Origin of the sequence: Enterococcus sp. E5-162 (genome assembly GCF_035725965.1) — a bacterium.
GTDB classification, from domain to species: domain Bacteria; phylum Bacillota; class Bacilli; order Lactobacillales; family Enterococcaceae; genus Enterococcus_B; species Enterococcus_B lactis.
Genome location: NZ_JAPRFV010000007.1, coordinates 23890 through 46990, shown reverse-complemented (window position 1 = coordinate 46990; position 23101 = coordinate 23890). Strand labels below are relative to the sequence as shown.

The 23101-nt window shown below is 37.1% G+C and carries 21 protein-coding genes and 1 pseudogene; 9 read left to right on the top strand and 13 right to left on the bottom strand.

Annotated features, from left to right (window positions below):
* The first annotated feature begins 214 nt into the window (after nucleotides 1-214).
* Nucleotides 215-1696 carry a cardiolipin synthase gene (gene cls / locus OZZ83_RS08315; RefSeq protein WP_002348259.1) on the top strand — a complete coding sequence of 494 codons (1482 nt, stop codon included), beginning with the start codon at nucleotides 215-217 and terminating at the stop codon, nucleotides 1694-1696.
* 326 nt (nucleotides 1697-2022) lie between these two features.
* Here the strand turns inward: cls and thiD are convergent, their stop codons facing one another.
* Complete coding sequence (gene thiD, locus OZZ83_RS08310) at nucleotides 2023-2838, bottom strand: bifunctional hydroxymethylpyrimidine kinase/phosphomethylpyrimidine kinase (RefSeq protein WP_002309637.1); 816 nt, start codon at nucleotides 2836-2838, stop codon at nucleotides 2023-2025.
* Nucleotides 2839-3132: 294 nt separating this feature from the next.
* Here thiD and OZZ83_RS08305 point away from each other — a divergent pair, with 294 nt between their 5' ends.
* Nucleotides 3133-3408 carry a hypothetical protein gene (locus tag OZZ83_RS08305; RefSeq protein ID WP_002309639.1) on the top strand — a complete coding sequence of 92 codons (276 nt, stop codon included), beginning with the start codon at nucleotides 3133-3135 and terminating at the stop codon, nucleotides 3406-3408.
* A 422-nt stretch (nucleotides 3409-3830) separates the two neighbouring features.
* Nucleotides 3831-4286: a Spx/MgsR family RNA polymerase-binding regulatory protein gene (locus OZZ83_RS08300; RefSeq protein ID WP_002316150.1), complete on the top strand. Its 456-nt coding sequence runs from the start codon at nucleotides 3831-3833 to the stop codon at nucleotides 4284-4286.
* A 160-nt stretch (nucleotides 4287-4446) separates the two neighbouring features.
* Here the strand turns inward: OZZ83_RS08300 and OZZ83_RS08295 are convergent, their stop codons facing one another.
* The 4 genes from OZZ83_RS08295 to OZZ83_RS08280 form a co-directional block, all read right to left on the bottom strand.
* Entirely contained in the window at nucleotides 4447-5196 is a 750-nt protein-coding gene (locus OZZ83_RS08295) for a permease prefix domain 1-containing protein (protein ID WP_278023706.1), read from the bottom strand.
* Nucleotides 5197-5523, bottom strand: coding sequence for a PadR family transcriptional regulator (locus OZZ83_RS08290; RefSeq protein ID WP_002291828.1), 327 nt, complete (start codon nucleotides 5521-5523; stop codon nucleotides 5197-5199).
* A gap of 143 nt (nucleotides 5524-5666) precedes the next feature.
* Nucleotides 5667-6107, bottom strand: coding sequence for a universal stress protein (locus OZZ83_RS08285; RefSeq protein WP_002289467.1), 441 nt, complete (start codon nucleotides 6105-6107; stop codon nucleotides 5667-5669).
* Between the two features lie 80 nt (nucleotides 6108-6187).
* Entirely contained in the window at nucleotides 6188-7585 is a 1398-nt protein-coding gene (locus OZZ83_RS08280; protein ID WP_002309643.1) for a glycoside hydrolase family 1 protein, read from the bottom strand.
* A gap of 152 nt (nucleotides 7586-7737) precedes the next feature.
* Between OZZ83_RS08280 and celB the strand changes: the two genes are divergently transcribed.
* The 4 genes from celB (at nucleotide 7738) to OZZ83_RS08260 (ending at nucleotide 11960) form a co-directional block, all read left to right on the top strand.
* Nucleotides 7738-9009: a PTS cellobiose transporter subunit IIC gene (celB, locus tag OZZ83_RS08275; protein WP_278023707.1), complete on the top strand. Its 1272-nt coding sequence runs from the start codon at nucleotides 7738-7740 to the stop codon at nucleotides 9007-9009.
* A gap of 127 nt (nucleotides 9010-9136) precedes the next feature.
* Nucleotides 9137-9856, top strand: coding sequence for a GntR family transcriptional regulator (locus tag OZZ83_RS08270; RefSeq protein ID WP_002309645.1), 720 nt, complete (start codon nucleotides 9137-9139; stop codon nucleotides 9854-9856).
* Between the two features lie 471 nt (nucleotides 9857-10327).
* Complete coding sequence (locus OZZ83_RS08265) at nucleotides 10328-11302, top strand: ring-cleaving dioxygenase (RefSeq protein WP_049142556.1); 975 nt, start codon at nucleotides 10328-10330, stop codon at nucleotides 11300-11302.
* Nucleotides 11303-11354: 52 nt separating this feature from the next.
* On the top strand, nucleotides 11355-11960 hold the full coding sequence (locus OZZ83_RS08260) for an alpha/beta hydrolase (protein ID WP_087062995.1): 606 nt from the start codon (nucleotides 11355-11357) through the stop codon (nucleotides 11958-11960).
* A gap of 92 nt (nucleotides 11961-12052) precedes the next feature.
* Here the strand turns inward: OZZ83_RS08260 and OZZ83_RS08255 are convergent, their stop codons facing one another.
* The 5 genes and pseudogenes from OZZ83_RS08255 to OZZ83_RS08235 all read right to left on the bottom strand — a co-directional run bounded on the left by OZZ83_RS08255 (nucleotide 12053) and on the right by OZZ83_RS08235 (nucleotide 15302).
* Nucleotides 12053-12805: a class II aldolase/adducin family protein gene (locus OZZ83_RS08255; protein WP_002291817.1), complete on the bottom strand. Its 753-nt coding sequence runs from the start codon at nucleotides 12803-12805 to the stop codon at nucleotides 12053-12055.
* 13 nt (nucleotides 12806-12818) lie between these two features.
* The gene (locus OZZ83_RS08250; protein WP_252707329.1) at nucleotides 12819-13079 is read right to left on the bottom strand and encodes a hypothetical protein; all 261 of its coding nucleotides are present in this window, start codon (nucleotides 13077-13079) and stop codon (nucleotides 12819-12821) included.
* A 21-nt stretch (nucleotides 13080-13100) separates the two neighbouring features.
* Nucleotides 13101-14462, bottom strand: a pseudogene (locus tag OZZ83_RS08245) (PTS galactitol transporter subunit IIC).
* A 70-nt stretch (nucleotides 14463-14532) separates the two neighbouring features.
* On the bottom strand, nucleotides 14533-14832 hold the full coding sequence (locus tag OZZ83_RS08240; protein WP_002309654.1) for a PTS sugar transporter subunit IIB: 300 nt from the start codon (nucleotides 14830-14832) through the stop codon (nucleotides 14533-14535).
* Between the two features lie 11 nt (nucleotides 14833-14843).
* On the bottom strand, nucleotides 14844-15302 hold the full coding sequence (locus OZZ83_RS08235; RefSeq protein ID WP_002309655.1) for a PTS sugar transporter subunit IIA: 459 nt from the start codon (nucleotides 15300-15302) through the stop codon (nucleotides 14844-14846).
* Nucleotides 15303-15523: 221 nt separating this feature from the next.
* Between OZZ83_RS08235 and OZZ83_RS08230 the strand changes: the two genes are divergently transcribed.
* On the top strand, nucleotides 15524-16315 hold the full coding sequence (locus OZZ83_RS08230; protein WP_002309656.1) for a DeoR/GlpR family DNA-binding transcription regulator: 792 nt from the start codon (nucleotides 15524-15526) through the stop codon (nucleotides 16313-16315).
* Nucleotides 16281-17234 carry a 1-phosphofructokinase family hexose kinase gene (locus OZZ83_RS08225; RefSeq protein WP_002309657.1) on the top strand — a complete coding sequence of 318 codons (954 nt, stop codon included), beginning with the start codon at nucleotides 16281-16283 and terminating at the stop codon, nucleotides 17232-17234. The genes OZZ83_RS08230 and OZZ83_RS08225 overlap by 35 nt, the downstream gene beginning before the upstream one ends.
* A gap of 343 nt (nucleotides 17235-17577) precedes the next feature.
* On the opposite strand, the gene OZZ83_RS08220 is transcribed toward OZZ83_RS08225, so the two are convergent.
* The 3 genes from OZZ83_RS08220 to OZZ83_RS08210 all read right to left on the bottom strand — a co-directional run bounded on the left by OZZ83_RS08220 (nucleotide 17578) and on the right by OZZ83_RS08210 (nucleotide 22895).
* Complete coding sequence (locus OZZ83_RS08220) at nucleotides 17578-18600, bottom strand: LLM class flavin-dependent oxidoreductase (protein ID WP_002309658.1); 1023 nt, start codon at nucleotides 18598-18600, stop codon at nucleotides 17578-17580.
* Between the two features lie 342 nt (nucleotides 18601-18942).
* The gene (locus OZZ83_RS08215) at nucleotides 18943-20865 is read right to left on the bottom strand and encodes a BglG family transcription antiterminator (RefSeq protein WP_002309660.1); all 1923 of its coding nucleotides are present in this window, start codon (nucleotides 20863-20865) and stop codon (nucleotides 18943-18945) included.
* Between the two features lie 89 nt (nucleotides 20866-20954).
* Entirely contained in the window at nucleotides 20955-22895 is a 1941-nt protein-coding gene (locus OZZ83_RS08210; protein WP_325066042.1) for a PTS fructose transporter subunit IIABC, read from the bottom strand.
* Nucleotides 22896-23101 lie beyond the last annotated feature (206 nt).

The following is a 23101-nucleotide window of genomic DNA, read 5'->3' as shown; positions in this document are numbered from 1 at the left end:
CAATACCAGAAAACCATTTGGTTAACTTACTGTTGATATTATCGCAACAAAATGTTGCCGGTTACTCCCCTAAGGAGATATTCAACTGTACTAATATCCTACCTTATTAAACTACAAAAAGCAACTACTTTAGCCCGATTTACCTACATTTTCATGAAAATAGTGAAAAGTATATTCACCTTGGTAGGCTTCTTTCTTCTATCATGCTATACTAATGTTATTGTATGTAAGGAGGAACATTTTTGTGGTATCTAGTATTATATCCGCCCTTTATCTATTGAATGCACTTATTGCTTTAGTGGCGATCTTGATTAAACCCCGAGATGTAGCAGCTATTTGGGCATGGCTCTTAGTATTGTTTGCCCTTCCTGGGGTGGGTTTTGTATTATATTTATTTTTCGGACGTGGATTAACGGATAAGAAAAAATTCTATCTCCGACAAAGTGACTTGAAAGAATTAGAAAACTTTCAGTCTTTTAGAGGAGATACCATTGAACATTACGATCCTGACATGGGCGACAAAGACAAACAACAATTTGTCGACTTCTTCTCTTCATTAAATCGTATGCCGCTGACAAGAATGAATTCTGTCACTCTTCTCACAGACGGACAAAAGAAATTAGATTCACTGCTTCAAGATCTAAAAAAAGCCAAACATTCGATCCATATCGAATATTACGCATTTGTGACAGATAATATCGGTCAGCAAGTCTTACGCGTTTTAGAAGAAAAAGCCGCAGAAGGCGTAGAAGTTCGTATATTATATGATGCATTTGGCTCCCATGGCACAAAAGCAAAAGATTTCAATCGTCTAATCAAAAATGGTGGACATGTCCATACATTTGTTACCTCGCAAAAAGCATTGCTTCGTTTCCGATTGAATTACCATGATCACCGAAAAATCGTTGTGATCGATGGAAAGATCAGTTACACCGGTGGTTTCAATATTGCCAATCAATATGTAAATACGACAAAAAAATTCGGTTATTGGCGTGATACGCATATACGAATTTTCGGTGCTGCTTCTTCTTTACTTCAACTTCGTTTTTTAACAGACTGGAACGTTTCAGTGTCTGAAGAAAAAAAGGTCGGCTATCATTTGAATTATTTCTTTAAAAAAGCCGATCGAGATGAATCCAAACTTGCTGATACGTCCATCCAGCTTGTCTCAAGCGGACCAAATAACGAACGAGAACAAATCAAGCTTTCGTTTATCAAATTGATTACTTCTGCTAAAAAACGTGTTTGGATACAGACACCTTACCTCGTTCCTGATGAAAGTGTCATTGCTGCTTTGAAAATCGCAACTGCTTCTGGTGTCGATGTGAAAATCATGATCCCCAATAAACCGGATCATCCTTTTATTTATCGAGCAACACAATATTATGCTCGTCAGCTCATCAAGGAAAATGTACAGATCCTTGTCTATGAGAATGGCTTCCTCCATGCAAAAACATTAATAATGGATGATGAAATCTGCATGGTAGGTTCAGCAAATCAAGATATTCGTAGCTACCGATTGAATTTTGAAACAAGTGCTGTCATTTACGATCCTGAGTTTTTAGAAGAGCTTGCTACTCAGTTCAAAGAAGATGAGACACATTGTTCACCAATGACAACTGAAACAGTGAAGGAAATGTCTAACTGGCTGTTATTCAAACAACAAATTTCTCGATTGTTTTCTCCAATCTTATAATTTTTCCATTCAAGTAGAGAAAAATATACTAAGGTTAAAGGGACTGTGACAAAAATCTTGTCACAGTCCCTTCTTCCGAATAAACGGTGTTCTCCTGCCAACTCCTCGATCACAAGTCACAATATTCATCAAACATGAGAAGCTGTTTTTTGAACTTGTTCCTTATGACTCGGAGCTGGACGGCAGGCTCACGACCTCTTGGTAAACGGTGTTCAAAAGCCAGTTTCTCGGTATTAAGCCAAATTTATGCAAAAATGTAGAAAGCCATTTTCACAAAATTTTTCTTAATACTCGAAACTAAGCGAATTTTTCACAACCTCTTTCTTTTACTCTAATTCACCGGCTGCCCAATGATTGATTGGTCCATATTTATGCCCTACGTTTATTTCTTCACGAATCGCACGGTTTACATAGTCTTTTGCCAATCGGATTGCTTGTTCTACTGTTTTTCCTTTAGCTAATTCGGCTGCAATACATGCAGATAACGAATCGCCAGTTCCATTGATCCGGTCAGTAGGATAAAATGGCGCATTCAGCCAAAATGATTTTCCTGATTCAAGCAATACGTAGTCGTTGACTGTTTCTTGCTGCGCATCTTTTGCATGATGTCCTTTGATCATGACGTTTTTCGCACCCATATCTTGCAGTTCTTTTGCTGCTTGCACAAAATCTTCTTCAGTTGCTAATGTCCGTCCAGTCAGCTTTTCTGCTTCGTAAAAATTAGGTGTCAGTACTTCTGCCAAAGGGACAAGTTTTTCTTTCAAGCTTTGTAAAGCAGATTCTTCTAGTAAAAGATTTCCATGTTTCGTTACGATCACGGGATCCACGACTAATGGACCAAAATCATATTTTTGATAATTTTTTACAACTGTCTCAATCAAATTTGAATCTGCTAGCATACCTGTTTTAGCTGCACGTATTTGAAAGTCCTCTGCAATCAGTTCAAATTCTTTATCGATAAAATCGGTTGGCAAGGTCACACTTGCTCCGATTCCGTAAGAATTTCCTGCAACACATGCGGTCATGACAGAAACACCGTAAACACTTCTTGTAAAGAATGTATGCATATCTGCTTGCATCCCTGCGCTTCCATCGCTATCTGATCCTGCGATCGTCATTGCTTGTACATACTGTTCTTCCATCAAATCAATCCCTCCATTTTTATAAAAAAATTTTTTCATGATGCTGTTACTGTTTCTATCATATGTTTTTCAAAGTATCCCTCAGTAAATATACCACTACCTTTTCTTGGTAATCAAATTTATTTGAAAAAACATTTGTAATAAATCAGAAAATAGTTGTCATTTATTTGGACTAGTTATTCTAATAACAAATACCCGCTATTCGATTTATATATATTTCAGTATCCTTCTTGTTTTCATATAACCAATGGCGCTATGATTTCCATATGATAAAAAATAAAGTCAGGTGAAAAAATGAAACTTGAGGATAAAAAAGTCATTTTGAAGAAAATCAAACGTCTCCCAGACCAAATAGAAAACTATACGATCTGTTCTTTCAAAAAAGACAGGAGTATAAAAGCTTATACGCAAAACACAGAAAAAGGAATAATCTATTTCCTACATGAAGAAGGTTACGATACCCAAACCTTTATGTTTACTGAAAAAAAAGAATTTCATAAACAGATGAAAAAACTGATTGAAAAAGAATTTCCAAGAAGTCATAAACTCTATGTGAATCAGCAATTTTAACTTTTAACTATACGCTCTTAACTAAATAGGTTCTGTAATAAAATAAAACTTTATAACAACTATAACAAAACAGAATGCAAAACAACAGTTCTATAAGTTATAATCATAGTTGTTAGATGATTCATCTAGTAAAAACACCAGATTTCAAATTTCACACAATTGAAACTAGATCAATCATCAACCTTCTTCAAATTGTTAGAACCCTTTCCCGAGGAGCTGCAGCATAAGCAAGAAAAACAAACAGGAAGCCAAATGGCTGAGACATTCCTTCTATTAGTCTAGTTGTTTCTCGTCGCAAATTTAAGACTTTAGAAAGTTATTTCTATTGATGTTTGGGTTGTTTCACGCTTGTGCTCAGCTCCTTACCTATTATTTATCTCAACAGATCGAACAAATTAATGGAAAATTTAAGGAGTTTTGTTATGCTTACGATCTATTCTTCTCGTACACATAGTTACCATCTGATGGCAAATTGGCTGAAAGACCATCAAATGCCTTACAGAGAACGAATTTTCACGCCTAAACAGCCTTTAACCAGAAAAGAAATCTTTTATTTATTATCATTAACAGAAAACGGATTTGACGATCTATTAGCTAAACGCTCGATTGATTATAAAAATTTAAAAGATCAAATCGACCAATGTACGACCTCAGAACTTGTCGATTTAATCGTCTCACATTTTACTTTGTTGCAACGTCCTATCATTACTGACGGAAAAAAATTATTAGTCGGGTTCAATGAAGATAGTATGCGTCTTTTTATCCCTGTTCAATGGCGCAGAAGCCAGCTCAAATCTGTCTATAACGATTTCACGTGGGTAAGCGATTTAGACAATTCTATGGAGTTAGATGATGAATTTTTAAATTATTCTATATAAAAATGACTGTGACAAAAAAGTGTCACAGTCATTTTTTCGAATAACTAGTGTTCCAGAAGTAGCTTCTACGAAAAATAAGCCAAAATTTCTTGAAGCTAATTCTTGTAGCTAACTACTTCTGTCACAACCTCTGACTCACGGTGTTCAAATTTGCGCACACTTACCACGAATAAGTGCTTTGAGTGAACTGACGATAAGAATGACGGACAAGACTGCCATAAATAATCAAAAAGACACCCGTTCCTACGGTAACAAAAAATCCAGAGGCACCGATACTACCATCCATATACCACAAAATCGAAGCAAAAAGTGGGAAAAGTGAAAAAATACATAATCCGATTCCTGCAATCAACGAGAAGCCAAAACTTCGCTGATACGCTTCTTCTTTTTCTTTTGCTTCTGCTAATACTTTTTCAGGTATTTTTCTATTATAAAAAAAGTGATTTAAGCGGGTGATTTTCATACCAGAAGCGATGAAAAAACCGACAGCTAATGCTATACCGAAAATCAGACAAGAAACACCCATGAATGCATAGCCTGTTGAACAAAAGAACAGAAATCCTGCAAAGGATAAACAAGTGAATAGGACACCTGACGCTACTTGAAGACCTGCTGCTCTGTATTCTTTCCAGTAGTTTTCCGCTTCACTTAAATAAATCAAAGCTGAATTTGATTCTGTCTCGGGACTTGGATTTTCTTTTTTGACATCTAATTCTTCTAATAATTCATCGATTGAACCAAATGTCGAGATGACTGTACCAATGGCCTCTTGTTCATTTTTCCCTTCTCCCATTAATTCATGATAATGATCTTCCATATTTGCCAGCAAATCAGCTTTCAGCTTTTCTATCTCGGTACTTCGGGGTACTCCGATAAAAAGACTTTCTAAATAATTACGGATTGTATCCATTTACTTTCCCTCCAAAAATTGATCGACCACGTCTTTCGTCGTCAGCCACTCTTGCTTTTTTTCTTCTAAAAGATTACGTCCTATTTCAGTGATTTTATAATAGGTCCGTTTTTTCCCATGGGTCACTTCACCAGGGTACGAAACAATCAATTGATTCTTTTCTAAACGGGCAAAAACGGAGTAAAGTGTCGTCTCTTTGATTACATAGGAATCATTTGTCCTCTCACGGATCGTTTTAGAAATTTCGTATCCATAAGAATCGTTTTTGTTAAGGATCGATAAAATAATCGCATCATTGTATCCGCGTATTCCATCACTTGAAATCATGTTCTTTCCTCCATATTACTCCATCTGTCGTTGTAATCAGCATAGCATGATTACTTCATCAGGTAAAGTAATTTTTTGCAAAAAATAAAAAGGAACAGAAAGCAAAAGAAGCGTTATGCTTTTTTGCTTTCTGTTCCCTTAATTTATTTTACAACCATGACGTTACATGATGCGTGGTTGACTACATAGGAAGTAGTGGAGCCTACTAGTGCACGTTCTACCGCATTCAGACCTGTCGCCCCCATGACAATCAGATCGATTGGTTCTTTCGATTCATGGAAATTAGCGATCAGTGTCTTTGGATAACCGTAAAGAACATATGTCTCGATATCTGTCAGGCCTTTTTCGATTGCCAAGTTTCGATGTTCTTTCATCTGATTTTCCGCAACCTCATCCAATTCTTCCTGCAGGCTTGTTGTAACAAATGCAAAATCACCAAAGTAATTGCCTGTTACTTCATTGACATACAGGATGTGCAACGTTGCTTGATTTCGTTTGGCAATCGTGATTGCCTCAAGAAATGCTTTTTCTGCCTTTTCAGAACCATCAATTGCTACTAAAATATTGCGATAAGTGTCTACCATTGTAAACGCCTCCTTCACTGTTAGTGTAGCACGATTACAGCGTTAGGACAAACATTTTGTGAACGTTTTAGCAAAAAATATCAGGCATCAAATCCGTTTTTTTCAGAGACCTTTTTAAACCAGCGACCTGATTTTTTAATCGTGCGTTTGCCGTCTTGTTCCAAGTCAACAGCGATAAAGCCATAGCGATTTTTGTAAGCATTTGTCCATGACCAGTTGTCCATACATGTCCACATGTGGTAACCCACACAATTCGTTCCTTCTTGGATTGCTTGATGGACATATTTCAAATGATCCGTCACAAATTCGATCCGATAATCATCTTCAATCATGCCTTCGCTGTTAACAAAACGTTCTTCTCCTTCGACTCCCATCCCATTTTCAGAAATATAGCATTTGATATTACCATAGTTTTCTCTTGTATTCGTTAAAATATCATAGATGCCTTTTTCGTAAATTTCCCATCCACGATATGGATTCATTTTTTTATTGGGCATGTCGTAATTATCAAAATAATCATCTGGCATGGGGCTTTGTTCGTGATTGATCGGTGTTTCTTTTGCTTTGATCCGACGAGGCTGATAATAATTGATTCCTAACAGGTCAATTGTGTTTTCTCTGATGAGTTCTAAGTCTCCTTCATGAATGTCAGGTATTATCCCCAATGTTTTGACAATCTCGATCAACTCTTGTGGAAACTCGCCTTTCACTGCAGGGTCAAGGAATGATCGGTTGAAGAATGCGTCAGCGATCTTCGCCGCTTTTACATCTTCTGGGTTCGTTTCATCTCTCGGATAACTTGGTGTCAGATTCAAGATGATTCCGATCTCACCATCATGACAACCTTCATGGTAGGCTTTGATTGCCTTTGCACTTGCTAAATTCTCATGATAGCCTACTTGGACCGCTTCTTTCATATTGATATGATTTGGATAGTGGAATTGATACAAGTAGCCTCCTTCTACAGGCACGATTGGCTCGTTATGAGTAAACCATTTTTTGACTAGGTCTCCAAACAATTCAAAACACGCGGCTGCATAAGAAACATAAGCGTCAACCGTTTCTCTTGATAACCATCCGCCTTTTTCTTGCAAGGACAGTGGCATATCAAAATGGTAAAGATTTACAAAAGGCTCGATACCATTGTTCAGCAATTCAGTAAAATAATCTCGATAAAAAGAAACAGCTTTTTGATTGATTTCACCTGTCCCTTCTGGAATCAAACGACTCCATTGGATAGATGTACGAAATGTGTTATGGCCAGTTTCTTTCATTAACTGAACATCTTCTTTGTATTTTGTGTAAACTTGCGAAGTTTTTTCAGGTCCTACTTGATTAAAGAATTTTTCAGGCTCTAATGTATACCAATGATCCCAAATATTTTCTCCTTTCCCGTCATTACTTACTCTTCCTTCTGTTTGCGGTCCGCTAGCAGCAGAACCCCACCAAAAATTTTCTGGAAATGTGTAGGTTTTCATTTTGTACTTCCTCTCTTTTCTTCTTGATATCGTAATCATAACGAACCTAAAAAAATAAATCAATACTTTTTATAAAAATGACTAGACATTTAAAATATTCGGCGTTATACTTTGTATGTAATCGATTGCAAATAAATTTGAGGTGAATAAAAATGAACGGTTTTATGGACAAGCTTTCTGAGAAAATCATGCCCTTAGCTAATTTATTAGGGCAAAATCGTTACCTTACAGTTTTACGGGATGCGTTTATGCTTTCCTTCCCTTTAACAATGTTCGGTTCGATTGTTGTCGTTATCAATAACTTGCCTTTTTTCAGTGACGCAACAAAGGGAACTTTATCGAACTTATTCGGTAATGGGCAAAATGCAACAATGAGCATCATGTCGGTTTTTGTTACTTTTGGTATCGGCTATTATTTATCAAAATCTTATGACGTTGAAGGTATTTTCGGTGGTGCCGTGTCTTTTGCCAGCTTCTTGATTCTTACGCCTTTTGCAATGAAAACCGTTGGTGGTGAAGATGTAACTGGTGTTCTTTCACTTGATCGTCTTGGCGCAAAAGGAATGTTCATTGGAATGATCGCTGCTTTCTTGGCTGGAGAAATCTACTGCAGAATCACGAAACGCGGTTGGCAGATCAAAATGCCTGATGGAGTTCCACCTGCAGTAACAAAATCATTTGCCGCTTTGATCCCTGCTGTAGTCACACTAACTGTTTTCTTAGTAATCAACGCTGTGATGACTGGTATTTTCAATGCTAACTTACATGATGTCGTTTATGAAGTGATCCAAAAACCATTAACTGGTTTGGGAAGTAGTTTACCTGCAACATTGATTGCTTTGTTCTTTGTCCAATTCTTATGGTTCTTCGGACTTCACGGGCAAATCATCGTCAACTCTGTAATGGACCCGATTTGGAATACACTGATGCTTGATAACTTAGAAGCTTATCAACATGGAAAAGAATTACCGCACATCATCACAAAACCATTCATGGAAACCTTCACTGTTGGTATTGGTGGCTCTGGAATGACTTTAGCTGTCGTTTTATTGATGGCCTTTGTTCTTAAAAAGAAACAGTATCGTGATGTTGGTCGATTAGCTTTAGCACCTGGTATTTTCAATGTAAATGAACCAGCGATTTTTGGTCTACCAATCGTATTGAATGCAACAATCCTTATTCCTTGGGTCGTAGCGCCTCTAATCGTAACGACGTTCAATTATTTGGTAATGGCTGCTGGACTTGTCCCTGCACCAACTGGCGTCTCAGTTCCATGGACTGTGCCAATCATTGCAAGCGGTATCTTAGCAACAAATTCATGGCTTGGTGGTATGCTGCAAGTCATCGACTTTATCATCGTTGCCTTTATCTGGTACCCGTTCTTGAAAGTATTAGATAAACAACCAGATTTAGATATTGCTTAATGGATCATTAAGGGGATGTGACAAGAAACTTGTCATATCCTCTTTTTTCGAATAAACAATGTTCCAGATGCTACTTCGAGTTGTCGGAAGCATAATCTTTCGTTATACTCTAGAAGAGGTGAATAACGTGCCAAAATACGAAGAAATCGCAAATATTTTAAGGGAACGAATCCGTTCAAAAGAGTATCCTCCCGATAGTTTTTTGCCTAATCAAGTGGACTTGGTAAAAGAATTTGGTGCGAGCCGGATGACAATCAAAAAAGCCATCAATATCTTAGCGATGGAAGGACTTGTCTATTCGCAGCGAGGATCAGGAACGAAAATTTTGAATCATCCATTCATGCAAAAAGACACATCGCCCGCTAACGAGTATGAAGGTTTGAGCCTCCAAATGAAACGCAGAAATCGTTCTTTGAAGAGTCAAATCATTCATTTTGATGTTGAATTCCCTAATCAATATATCCAAGAACGATTGATGATCGATGCCGAGCAACCTGTCTACAATATTCACCGGTTAAGGATCTTAGATGGCGAGCCGTATGTTTTAGAGCATACCTTTATGCCAGTTCATCTTGTGCCGGGTTTAAAAAAAGAACATTTGTTAGCCTCTATCTATGATCATCTTCATCAAGAATTGAATGTCCATTTTGCAGGGGCTTATCGTGCTATTTCTGCAGATAAAAGTGATGAATATGATCAGCAATATTTGAACTGTGCAGAAAACGATCCTGTACTGGAAGTTCAGCAAGTCGTCTATCTCAAAGATGGCCAGCCGATTGAATATTCTTCCAGCCGAAACCGATTTGATGTTCGGAACTATTCTGTGCTGGATGTGCGTTCAACTTAACCAAAGAGGTTGTGAAAAAGTCGCTTAGTTTCGAGTAGTAAGAAAAATTTTGTGAAAATGGCTTTCCTCATTTTTGCATAAATTTGACTTACTACCGAGAAACTGGCTTTTGAACACCGTGGATCAGAGGTTGTGAAAAAGCCGCTTAGTTTTGAGTCGATTGATTGTCACAGATACAATCTTTTGAATAACATTTACCAAGTACTTTCAGAAGCTCGTTTCCATCTAATCATAAAAAGACTTATGACCACCCGTAATGATTCTAAAGTTAGTTTTTTAAAGCTAGTTTTTTTGAAATCGATACAGCTAGTCGTAAGTTTTTTTATTTTATTGATCCGTTCCTCCTCTTTTCATTCTTGATTCCTTCCTGATACTTTAGAAGACAAATTAATTGCAAAATAAAGATGCACCCTCTATACTATGTCTAAATCAATCACTTACTTTTTGTAAGTTAACAGGAGGAAATTTATCATGGATACACAAATCAGAGGAATTCACCACGTTACAGCAATGACATCTAGCGCAACAAAAATCTACCGCTTTTTTACAGATATTTTAGGAATGCGCTTAATCAAAAAAACCGTTAACCAAGATGACATCGAAACTTACCATCTTTACTTTACAGATGATACTGGTGCACCAGGAACAGATATGACTTTCTTTGATTTCCCAAATCAGCCAAAAGGAAAAAAAGGAACAGATACGATCTCTCGTGCTTCTTTCCGTGTGCCAAGTGACGCTGCATTAGACTTTTGGTTGGAACGATTTGAAAAATATGATGTCGCTCATTCAGCAATCAATGAACGTTTCGGCAAAAAATATATCGAGTTTGAAGATTTTGATAATCAATATTATCAATTGATCTCTGACGAAAACAATCAAGGTGTAGCAGCTGGCGTTCCTTGGAAAAACAGCAATGTACCGACAGAATTTGCAATCACAGGACTTGGACCTGTCTTTGTCCGTGTCAGTCAATTAGAGCATATCCGCTTGATTCTTGAAAAAATCTTAGGATTCAAAGAAACAGACCATTCAGGAGATTTCTACTTATTTGAAATCGGTGAAGGCGGAAATGGTGCAAGCATCATTATTGAACATCGGACAGACTTGCCAAAAGCAATCGAAGGATTTGGAAATATCCATCACTTAGCATTGCGTGTAGCAGACAAAGAAGCATTGGAATACTGGATTCAAGTAATCAATAAGATTGAATTGCCAAATTCTGGTTTCGTCGATCGTTTCTATTTCCAATCTGAGTACTTCCTAGCCGCTCATCACGTACTGTTTGAACTAGCAACTGACGGTCCTGGATTCCTTGAAGATGAACCAGCAGAATCCGCTGGAGAAAAACTATCTCTTCCTCCATTCTTAGAAGAACGTCGTGAAGCCATTGAAGCCTATGTCCGTCCTTTCGATACAAGTGACGCAAATAAAAAACGTGAATAATCTCTTCATGCCACTTCATTTGCATCTATAGAAACAGAAAAGAGGGAACAAAATGTCCTACATTTTTGAAAAAGGAACAAGTGGCAAGCATTTGATCTTACTTCATGGCACAGGTGGCGATGAACATTCTTTACTGGATATCGCTCACTTTCTTGCACCAAACAGTACGTTGCTTTCTTTTCGTGGCACGGTCCAAGAAGATGGGATGAATCGTTTTTTCAAGCGTAATGGATTGAATCAATTCGACCTGGACAGTTTGGAAAAAGAAACAGATAAGCTCCATGAAAAAATCAAAGATATCAGCGAAACAGAACAGATACCGTTAAGCGATTGGCTGCTTGTCGGCTATTCAAATGGCGCAAACATCGCTGCTCATTTATTATTGGAGCGTGAGACCATGCTAAATAAAGGGTTGTTTTTCCATCCAATGTCTCTAGGTGTCCATCAAAGCCGTTCCACATTAGAGGATAAAACCGTCTGGCTTTCTTATGGTGATAACGATCCAATCGTTTCCCCTGCTTCCTTTAAAGAATTGGCCGATCAATTCGAAACACGCCAAGCAAATGTGACGATTCAGCTAACTGTAACAGGTCATCAGTTGACGATGGACGAAATCGAGCAAGCGAGGGAATGGACAGAGCATCTTCTAACTAAATAAAAGAAAAGAACTACGACTTATATGACACAACCTGAAGCAGACATCAATCTGGATCATAGTGTGTGAAAGTCGTAGTTTTTTTGCCAGATAGGTTAGTCTCCGCTAGCTGTAATAACAGATTTATTATAAATAGCCGTTTTATGTTTCAAATCTTCCAATCTGCCGATTTTCTCACCTTTCGAATAAAACCCATCAGTAATCCCTAGTGCTTGGAAAATCGTCTGTTTATAAGCGATTTCTGCATTCCATTCGACTGTATCAAGGATTTGCAGTGCTTTATGGATAGCTTCGATTCCTGATTCTCCACCTGTGTTGATCAATACGCCATGTGAATTGAGTAATAACATATGGGGCAACTCTAAATCATGTGTTTTTACATAATCGCTTGTCAATTCAGCAAGTTCTTCAGAGCAATTAGGCTCAAAGTCCATGACAGGAATCTCTTTTACTTTAGCTGTGGCTTCTGTCAAATTAGGCATAGGCAACCCAGTAGTCGCCCAGAACATTGCATTAGGCGCATGTGCATGCAAGACAGCTTTGATTGCTGGATTAGTCTCGTACATCGCTTCATGCATATTGATTTCACGAGTTAAATGACCGACTCCATCAACGATTCTACGCGTTCTTGGTTCTACTACTAGAACTTGTGCAGGAGAAATCTCTCCAAGATAGGCTTCTGACATCATGGTCGGTGTCATGATAATGTAGTCTTTTCCTTGATCATCAGTGGTTTTAAAGGAAAAATTCCCTCCTGCGACATTTGTATTTTTCCTTTCGAAAATCACTCTTACGATACGTGCCATGTCCTGTCGTTCTCTCTCAAATAACATACGTCCATCTGACATAATGACCCCTCCATTATCTTTTTATAAAACTTTTTTCTCTCAATATTTCTTTGGTAGCTTCTTTTATTTTCATTGATTCTTCTATTTTCTGTTTTCTTTTTTCATCGTACTCTCTGAATAAAACGTGATTTCCATATTTATAGATCACTAGTGCGAAAAAAATAACCAATAGATTGATGATGATATTCTGATTAAAGAGTCCATATAGAAATAGCAGAAGTGTACCACAAAGAACGACTGTCCATTTTATTTTTTCTATCTCTTCTCTTTTCATTGCTTTCCCACCATTTCGATGCTATTTTTGCAGTTCAGCATAACGTTCGCTCGGGACTTTCGCTTTTATCATATATTTATAAAGTAGAACAAACAATCCTAGAAAAATTACGCATCCTACAATAGCGAGAATATTTCTATTAAATGCCTCCGCAAATAAAACCCTGAACTCCGGCCCTTCTATTGATGACCATGTGATCAACTGTCCTTTCTTGATTCCCTCAACTGCTCCGCTTTTTTCTGCTAAATCACTGAGTATTGGCGCAAGATAAGTGGCACCGTACAAATAAATAGGCATCGTGAGGATTCCCAGGATCAGCATACGAGCCAAGTTTCCTCCTGTTAGAAGCAATCCGCCGACCGCAATCGAATAGTTGATGATCCCTGCTAATGGTAATACTTGGTTTCCTGGCAAAATAATAGCATAACCGATAAACACAGGAACAAGTAAAATAGCAGTAACCCAAATCTCTGAACGACCAGCTAATATCGGCCAGTCCAATCCAATATATACTTCACGATCCTTAAATCGCTTTTTCATAAATTCTGACATCGCGTCTGCTAAAGGAGACAAAGATTGCATGAACATTTTAGAGATCATCGGGAACAGACTTAATGCAGTCGCAGTCTATACTGCCAGATTAAGAGAACCTGAGACACCGTACGCAGCAGCAAAGCCAAGTCCCAAGCCAATAATGAATCCCATTACAGAGTTTTCAGAGAAGATCCCAATTTTCTTCTTCAATGCATTCGTATCCGCTCGTTTATTCAATGCAGGTATTTTATCCATGATCATATTGAAAGGGAGCAACAAGACAGCGGCAGATGTCATAAAATGAGTCACTGTTACTAATGGAATCCCTGTGAGATCCTGTATATGCTTCTGAAACATATCACCAAGCTTTAATTCCAATATAACTTGAACCATTGCTGTAAGAAAGCCTGCAGCCAAACTACCAGAAACATAATAAACTAAATAAGCAGTTAAAGCTTTCCCCCAAACATTCCACATATCAACATTTAACGTCTTCGTCCAATTAAAAAGTAAGAGTACAAAATTGACCCCAATCGTTACTGCAAAGAATATAAAAGCGTAACTCCACGACCATGTGATGCTTGCTGCACCCGTCCACCCTAGATCGAGCGCCGGCAAACTGATTCCCGTATTTTTAGCCAATGCTTCTGATGCTGGACTTACTGCGTTAGACATATAGCCAATGACCATAGACATCCCGCTAAAAGCGATCCCTAAAGTCAATGCAGACATGAATGCTTTTTTAAATTTCATCCCTGCCAATAATCCAAGTATCAAAATAATCAAAGGAACAAAAATAGCTGATCCTAAATTCAAAACATAATTGATCACGGTTTGGAAGACTTCCATAAATAAACCTTCTTTCTTTTGAAATATAGTAGAAAAACTACGAGACAATTTTTTATCCAACAATCCTCCTTTACTGTATTAACTCTTTGATACTGTCATAAATAGGTTCTACGCCCATTCCAGTTAAAAATGGAATTCCTGGAAATACTTCAATACCTAAATCTTTTGCTTGTTCAAGTACTTCATCATCAGGCTGTGCGACATACACATAGATTCCAGCAGTAGGAAGCTCATTTTGGATTGATTTGTAATCAACTGCTTCTACAGGAAATGTAAGGCCATCATCTTCTAACATACTTTGGATCTTACTCGCGATTGTCTGACTCGTTGCTACGCCACTTCCACATGCGACAATTAACCGGTTCTTCATTTTTCTTCCTCCTAAATATAATTTGTAATAAGTTCGTATATTTTTTGCGGTGTTTCTTGTTTCTTATAATTTTCTACGAATGTTTCATCCATGAATAAATTCATAAACGCTTGAAGTAATCCTACTTGTTCTTTTGGTTCTTTGATTCCTAAAAAAAATAGATTTTCTACAGTCATTTCCTGATTATCCCCCATTTGATAAAAATAAATTGGGTTCTTCAGCTGCATAACAAAAACGAATGGCTTTTCGACATATTCACATTCCGAATGTGGCAGTGCAATATTTAAATACTTAGTAATCAATCCTGTAGGAAATTTTCTTTCTCTTGCAATTAGCCCATTCAAATAATTCTCATTGACGTACCCCATTTTTTCTAATCGTTGGGCAGCTATTAAAAAAGCTTCTTCTTTATTTTTTACGTCTACCGCTAATTGAATCAGACTAGGAACAAACATCTCTTTATATTCCATTTCTCCACCCTCTTTTTGATTAAGTTTGTTAATTTCGTGTTCTACTAAGTTCATCTTTGTTTACAAGAATATTATATTTCTGTTAGTTAGTTTTGTCAACGCTTTCAAAAGAAATTTATTTTGTTAAATTTGATCTACTTGAAAATAAAATCGTTTATCTATATAATTAAGAAGAACAAAGTCGAACAAAACTTGACTTTTATGTTAAAGGAGTAATTTATATGTTGAAAAAAGAAAGACAAGAACGAATCATTACGTTATTAGAGAAAGATTTTTATTTAACTAATTCAGAAATCGCTAACAAATTAGGCGTATCAGAAATGACCATACGCCGAGATGTCACTGAATTAGCAAAAAAAAATAAAGTAAAAAAGCTGTATGGCGGCGTTGAACGAAAGGAACCTTATAATCGAGAACTATCGACTCAAGAAAAGATTGATACGAATGTAGCCGAAAAAAAATATATTGGTCAAGTCATGAACAGTATAATTCCGGATAATTCTACTATTTATGTAGGCGCCGGTACAACAATCCTGTATGCACTCCCTTTCATTCAAAAGAAAAATCTATTTGTAATTACAAATAGTTTGATTGCTTTCAACTATTTGAAGAATCATACTAGTTATCGGATTTTACTTACTGGTGGCGAATTTTCTCCTATTACAGAAGAGTTCATTGGGGAAGTTGCAGAAAGATCTTTTGAAAGTTTGAATGTCGATATCTCTTTCGCTGCAACAAATGGAATATTTGAAAACAATGTCACAACTGCTCAATTTATTGAGGGAAATATTCAAAATGCAGCGCTCAATGCAGCCAAAATCAAATGTATTGTTGCAGATTATTCAAAATTAAATAAATCAGATGTCTATACTTTTAGAAAATTAACCGATTTTGATTATCTAATAACCGATAATCATTTATCAGAACAAGATTTCCATCATTATTCAAAATACTTAACCATATTAAAGGAGCCAAAAAATGATACTGACAATCACGATGAACCCATCCATTGATTCCATTTATTTTACAAAACACTTTGAATTAGGTACGATGACACGCTTTGCTTCTCCGGTACGCTATGTAGGCGGCAAGGGAATCAATTGCGGACGAGCTTCTGCTTTACTAGGTTCATCAGTTATTTTAACGGGGTTTTTGGGCGGTTATTTTGGCGGTATGATTCAAGATATGCTGCAAAATGAAAATTTGTTTGATTTGCATTTTTTACCTATTGCAGAAGAATCAAGAGGTGCCGTCACCATCATGCATGATGGTGAAACGCAGACAGAGCTAGTGGAAGCTGGTCCTGAAATAGCAGATACTACTATCAAAAAATTAATGAATGATATCAAACAAATCAGCACAAATAATTACCTTTCAGTCATTACAATAAATGGTTCTGTCAACAATCAAGACCCCTTTTTGTATGCTAAATTATTACAATATATCAAAGAACAAATAGATCCTTCCATCTATATATTAATGGATATATCTGGACAACATCTCCGTGAAGTCTTAGCAAGTAAGTATAAACCGATGTTTATCAAACCTAATATCCATGAGTTTTCAGATATCATCCATCAAAAAATTACTAAAAAAAGCGATATAAAATACCATTTAAAAACAAATCCTTTATTTAAAGATATCGATGTTATCATGATTTCTTGCGGCTCGTATGGTGCAGTAGTCAAAGTAAAAGAAGAATTTTGGAATGTTGAGATCCCTAAGATTCCTGTCATTAATACAACAGGCTCTGGGGATGCCACTGTTGGAGGTTTTGCTCATTCATTAGAACAGAATTATCCTTTAAAAGAATGTGTAAGGTACGCAATGGCTTGCGGCATGTCAAATGCACAGCAATCAGAAGTCGGGAAAGTTATTCCAGCTGATGTAAAAAATCTAGCAAAAAGTATTAAAATCACAGAAATGAAATAAATAGTACAAAGTAAATAATTGTTTATATGAAATGAGACAAAAAAGAGCGTGAGACAAAAGTAAAAAACACTAATGATACCCCACAGATATCAACCGATTCTATCTACTAAACGGAGTATATCGAATATTTTCTAAATGATGAATAAACAAACAATTTTTTCATTTATCTTATTTTCACTGCTCAATGGAATATCCAAAATAAGTACCCCTATCTATATGTTTATTCACAAAAAAACTCCAAAAGTCAGATTTTCAAGTCTAGCTTTTGGAGTTTGCTTTAAACTGATTATTAGAAGTGTTTATTTTTTCACTCAAGTATCCTGCACTTACAGAAATATCCTTTTTACCGCCAACCTAATTCTGGAGCGATATCTTTTACGATTGTTTCAAGCAAGTGCATGTTGTATTCTACCCCCAAAGTATTAGGAATCGTGACAAGTACTGTGTCTGCTTCTTTGATTGCTTCATCTTCAGCTAGCTCCTTGATTAATTGATCAGGTTCACCTGCAAAAGTTTTTCCAAAAATCGTCGGGTTCCGATGATAAGCAAGATAGCCGACAGCATCTTGTTGCGGACTACCGTCTTGTCCAAATAAGCGTCGATCCAAATCAGTGGTGATTGGCTGGATCGAGCGAGTGACCAATGTTCTTGGTTCAAAATCATGACTTGCTTGCTTCCACGCTTCTTTATACGCACGTAATTGGTTTGCTTGTTGGATATGGAACGGCTCATGGGATTCGTAATTGACTAATGTAGATGATTGCAGATTCATTCCATGTTGTGCTGCCCAGATTGCCGTTTGCTGTGAACCAGCTCCCCACCAGATTCTTTGTCGTAATCCTTCTGAATAAGGTTCGATCCGTAATTTTCCTGATCCTTGTGGGAACATTGGTTGAGGATTTGGTTCTGCAAATGATTTTCCTTCAAGTAATTCCAAGAATTCAAGGGTGCGTTCCCGTGTTACCTCTTTGATTTCTTCTTCACTGTAATCATAACCAAAGTATTTCCAGCCATCTAGGACTTGTTCAGGTGAACCACGCCCCACTCCTAGTTGCACTCTTCCTTGCGTGATGATATCTGTCAATCCGGCATTTTCTGCCATATAATAAGGGTTTTCATAGCGCATATCGATAAGTCCTGTACCGATTTCGATCTTATTCGTCTTTGCGCCGATTGCAGCTAACAAAGGAAACGGCGACCCAATCTGAGGGGCAAAATGATGTACGCGGAAAAACGCTCCGTCTACTCCAATTTTTTCTGCTTCCACTGCTAAATCGATTGATTGCAAATAAGCATCTTGAGCTGTTTTCACGAGTGATCCTTGCTCCATCCAATGTCCAAAGCTTAAAAAGCCGATTTTTTTCAAGGTAGTGACCTCCTCCAACCCTACAAAAATGGAAGGTTTTTTATTTTTAATATGAACTGATTCTACTACTTTTTTTCTTAAAAGACGAATAATTGTTCTCGCATCATATTCAAGAAATCTATTGGCTTACTATACCCCTACTTCCTTCATCATCTGCCATGTCTTAATCTCTTTTAATAGTCTTTTCCATCGTTGTTTTTTGACTCAAAATGATTGTTTCTAACCTGTATTTAAGGATGTGACACAACTTTGACCACATCCTCTTTTTTTGTATTTAGTTTTCTACTTCTAAATAAATAGTTAGAATTATTATAGATATAAAGGCAGTTTTTTAATATCTGCTTATTCATAACTAGACAACAAGGTTAAAATCTCTAGTGGATGATTGGATTGCATCAACTGTGCCATTTGTTCTGGTTGCTTTTCTAAATAGTGAATAACAGAAAAAATTTTTTTGAACTCTGCATGTTTCAAATCCTTTCTCTTTATTGCTAACAGCAGCACGATACGTATCTGTTCCCCATGCCATAGGATCGGTTCTTTCATTGTTGCAATAGAAATCATCGAATGTTTTACATACAGCGGATTACCGTGAGGAATCGTTACAAATGGTGCCACTCTAGTACTGGCGTGACGGTCTCGTTCCAAGACAGAATCGACGAATTCCGGCTCCACATAATGATGTTCTACTAAGACATTCCCCATAAAATTTAAAATATCTACTGGATCAGCCCATTCAAGATGAGGAAAGATCAAAAATGGATGAGTAAAGCTTGCTAGATCAAACGTTTTTTTCTTCTTGATAGGTACATGTTCCAGCATATATTTTGTCAGATAAGCCAGGTCAGTTTCTGTGATCATTGGTGAAATCTCGATTACTGGAATATTTGCATGTTTAAACGGTAATGTAGCTAAAATAAAATCAACAGGTGGAAAGTCTTCCCTCTCTAGTTCTGGCTTATATTCAATTAAATCTATAATCGTTAATTCCGGAAGTTCTCTGTTCAGCCGTGCTTCAAGAAAAGTAGCCATAGCTTTTGAATATTCACTAACTAAAACGGCTTGGTATCTTTTACTTTTCTGATGTTTGTGTCGCTCGATCGCCGCTTGGAAATGGATCGTTAAATAAGCTGTCTCATCTTGCGGAACATAAAAATTTTCTTTCTCAAAATAATCTTCTAGAATCAACTGTAAAACTAAAAAAAGTTGTGTGTACGTACTAAATACATTTTTCGTCAGTGGATTAGAAATCTGCAAGCCGTAATGGAGTCGAAAATAGGTCGAAGATAAATGAGACCTTAAGTTTTGTTTCAGTAACTGATCTTCTTTCAATGAATAACCTAAAAACTGCTCCACTTGTACAATCAAATGATCAGCAAGTGTACTAGATTCCTTTTGAAATCGTGTGGCTGCTTGTGAGTTTGTAAAAAGATTGGCGATACGTAAAGCCAGATAATTGATTTCATCAGGAGAAAATTCAATTGGGTAAATAGTAGCTAACTTTGCTAAGATCTGACTACTTAACTGCTGTGCTTGGGTATGCTCAACGACTTCATTTTCGTCTTTACTTAATTTCACTTTCTGGTACTGTTTCATTCGCTCAAGCATAAAATAGATATGAATCTCTACACTAGCCAGTCCTCCTGGTTGTTCTAGATGATTTTCATAGAAAACTTCTTTTAATGTATGTTGGATGACTTTTAACGTATCTTTGGCAAAAAATTCTTTCAACGAAGGACTTTGCGGATCTTCTTTCTGCATATTGCGTAGCGTCTTAACAAGCAGCTGTCTTTTTTCTTGTTCATCGCCTTTAAGAAAAGTGCCAAGTTTTGTTTTGGATACTAGCTGTAAATTATGGTACTCAAAAAAGCTTTTCAGCTCTGTCAATTCTTTACGAATCGTACGTTTTCCAACATATAGTTTTTCTGAAAGCTCTTCAAGACTAAATCCGTCTTTTGCTACTAGCAGATGGAAAATCAATAATTGACGAAGCTGGTTTTTATCCATTTCTGTTTGTGCCTCTTCATTAAGTGCTCGTTTCAATTGTTCCTTTTCGTGAGGCAGACCATTCAACAAGATTCCTGTACCCTTTTTTCTTTCAATCATCAAAGGCAGCTGTTTGTCCCTGAACCAAGTTTCGATGACATTCAAATCGCTATGAACCGTTCTTTCCGACACATGGAAATGCTCTGCTAGCTTTTTTATTGTGATATAATTATTCGTTTCAATTAATTGGTAAATCAAAGATTGCTGACGCTGATTCATAATAAGCAGAAACTCCCTTCCAAATAAAAAATCGATCATGATAACACATCTATTATGTCTCATCACGGTCGATTTTTCATCTTATGTTATTACATTTCACTTAATAATTGGTGAACCGCTGCTTTATCTGGCGCATCCATCAATGCTTGACGGAAATCATCATCCATCAATTTACGTGAAAGACGTTGCAGTATTTTCAAGTGCATATCTCCTTGGCTGTTTTCAGGTACAGCAATCATAAAGATCATATGTGCAAGTTTTCCATCTAAAGAATGCCACTCTACTCCATCTTGACTTCTGGCAAAAGCCACCGTTGGTTTACGAACATAAGCTGATTTTCCGTGTGGAATAGCGATTCCCATGCCGATTCCCGTTGTACTTTCCTTTTCTCTATCATAGATGACTTCTTTAAATCCGTTTTTATCTGTGATCGCCGCTGTTTTTTCTAAACGTTGGACTAAATCTTCGATTACTCCGTCTTTTGTTGTTGCTGTTTCTCCTAGAACGATTGCTTCATCTGACATAATATCCGTAATAGAATCAAACGTTTCAGGTTTTGTATAAACATCCCTTGTTTCAGATTCTGTTAAATCCGCTACCGCTACCCCATTTGCTGCAGCAACTGCAGTATGTTGTAATGTTGGTTTCAAGATTCTTAACATTAACACGGTGACAGCAATACCTGCAATCACTGCTACAAAAAACATGGCTACATGATCGACTGCTCCTAAAACTGCTACGATTGGACCGCCATGAGCGACATGATCTGTCACTCCTGAAAGCATTGCGATGACACTTCCTGTCATCGCTCCGACTACAATGCTTGGAATCACTCGTAATGGATCTGTTGAAGCAAACGGAATCGCACCTTCTGTGATCCCGAACAGCCTCATTGCTAAGGATGCCTTACCAGCTTCTCGTTCTGTTTTTGTAAATTTGGTTTTCAATGTCAATGATGCCAATCCTAATGCTAACGGAGGGATACAGATAGCTACAGCAATTGGACCCATAATGGAATAATTTCCTTCTGCAATCAAGCCAGATCCGAACAGAAAGGCTACTTTATTGAACGGTCCACCCATATCAAAAGCAATCATTGCTCCTAAGATCATAGCTAAAACAATTTCACTTCCTCCTTGCATCCCTGCTAAAAAGTGAGTCAACGAACTAAATAAAAGAGCTACTGGTTCTCCAATAACGTAGATAAACACAAAACCAACTGCCAATGATCCTAAAATTGGGATAACAATGATTGGCATAATCGATTGTAAAGCTTTCGGTACTCGTACTTTCTTGATTCCTAAAGCAATGAAACCTGCTAAAAATCCAGTGATGATTCCGCCTAAGAACCCTGCATTCGCATCACTACCATATAATGCGCCATTTGCTGCTAACATCCCCCCAACAAATCCAGGAACAAGTCCCGGACGATCTGCAATGCTTTGCGCAATAAATGCAGATAAGATTGGAACCATCAATCCCATAGCAATACTTCCGATACTATTCATCGTTGCCCAAATCGTTCCTTCTGGTATCTTGATTCCTTCAGGCGTCGCTGTTCCACCCAATGTTAATGAAATCGCGATCAATAATCCTCCTGTAACTACGAATGGCACCATATATGAAACACCATTCATCAAACTCTTATAGATTTTCTTACCTAAATTTTCTGATTCACTTTTATTTTCGGCAGAAATAGTGGTCTCTGTACTTTTATAGATTGGCGCTTTTCCTGCTAAAATCTCTCCTACCAATTCATCTGCATGATGAATTCCTTCTTGCACGCCTACGGTTATCAATGGTTTGCCGCCAAATCGTGTTTTATCTATTTTAGTATCCGCTGCGATGATTACACCAGCTGCTTCTTCGATATCTTTTGCAGTCAATTCATTTTCGATACCGATAGAACCATGTGTTTCGACTTTTACCTCGGCGCCAACTGCTTTCCCCGCCTTCTCTAAGTTTTCTGCTGCCATGTATGTATGGGCAATGCCAACTGGACAGGATGTGATTGCAATAATTTTTTTCATTTTCCTACCGCCTTTCTTTCTACACTTACAGTATATAAAAACGGTTTCTTTTTATTAAGCACAAAATGATTCCGTAATAACTGAAATTTTTGGAATAAATAGAAATTTCGCTAAAAAATTGATATACAATTTATTATGTTGAATAAAATACTATTGGAAAATCTTACATTTCTGTACTTCTGCTTACGTACATCTAAATTATTATC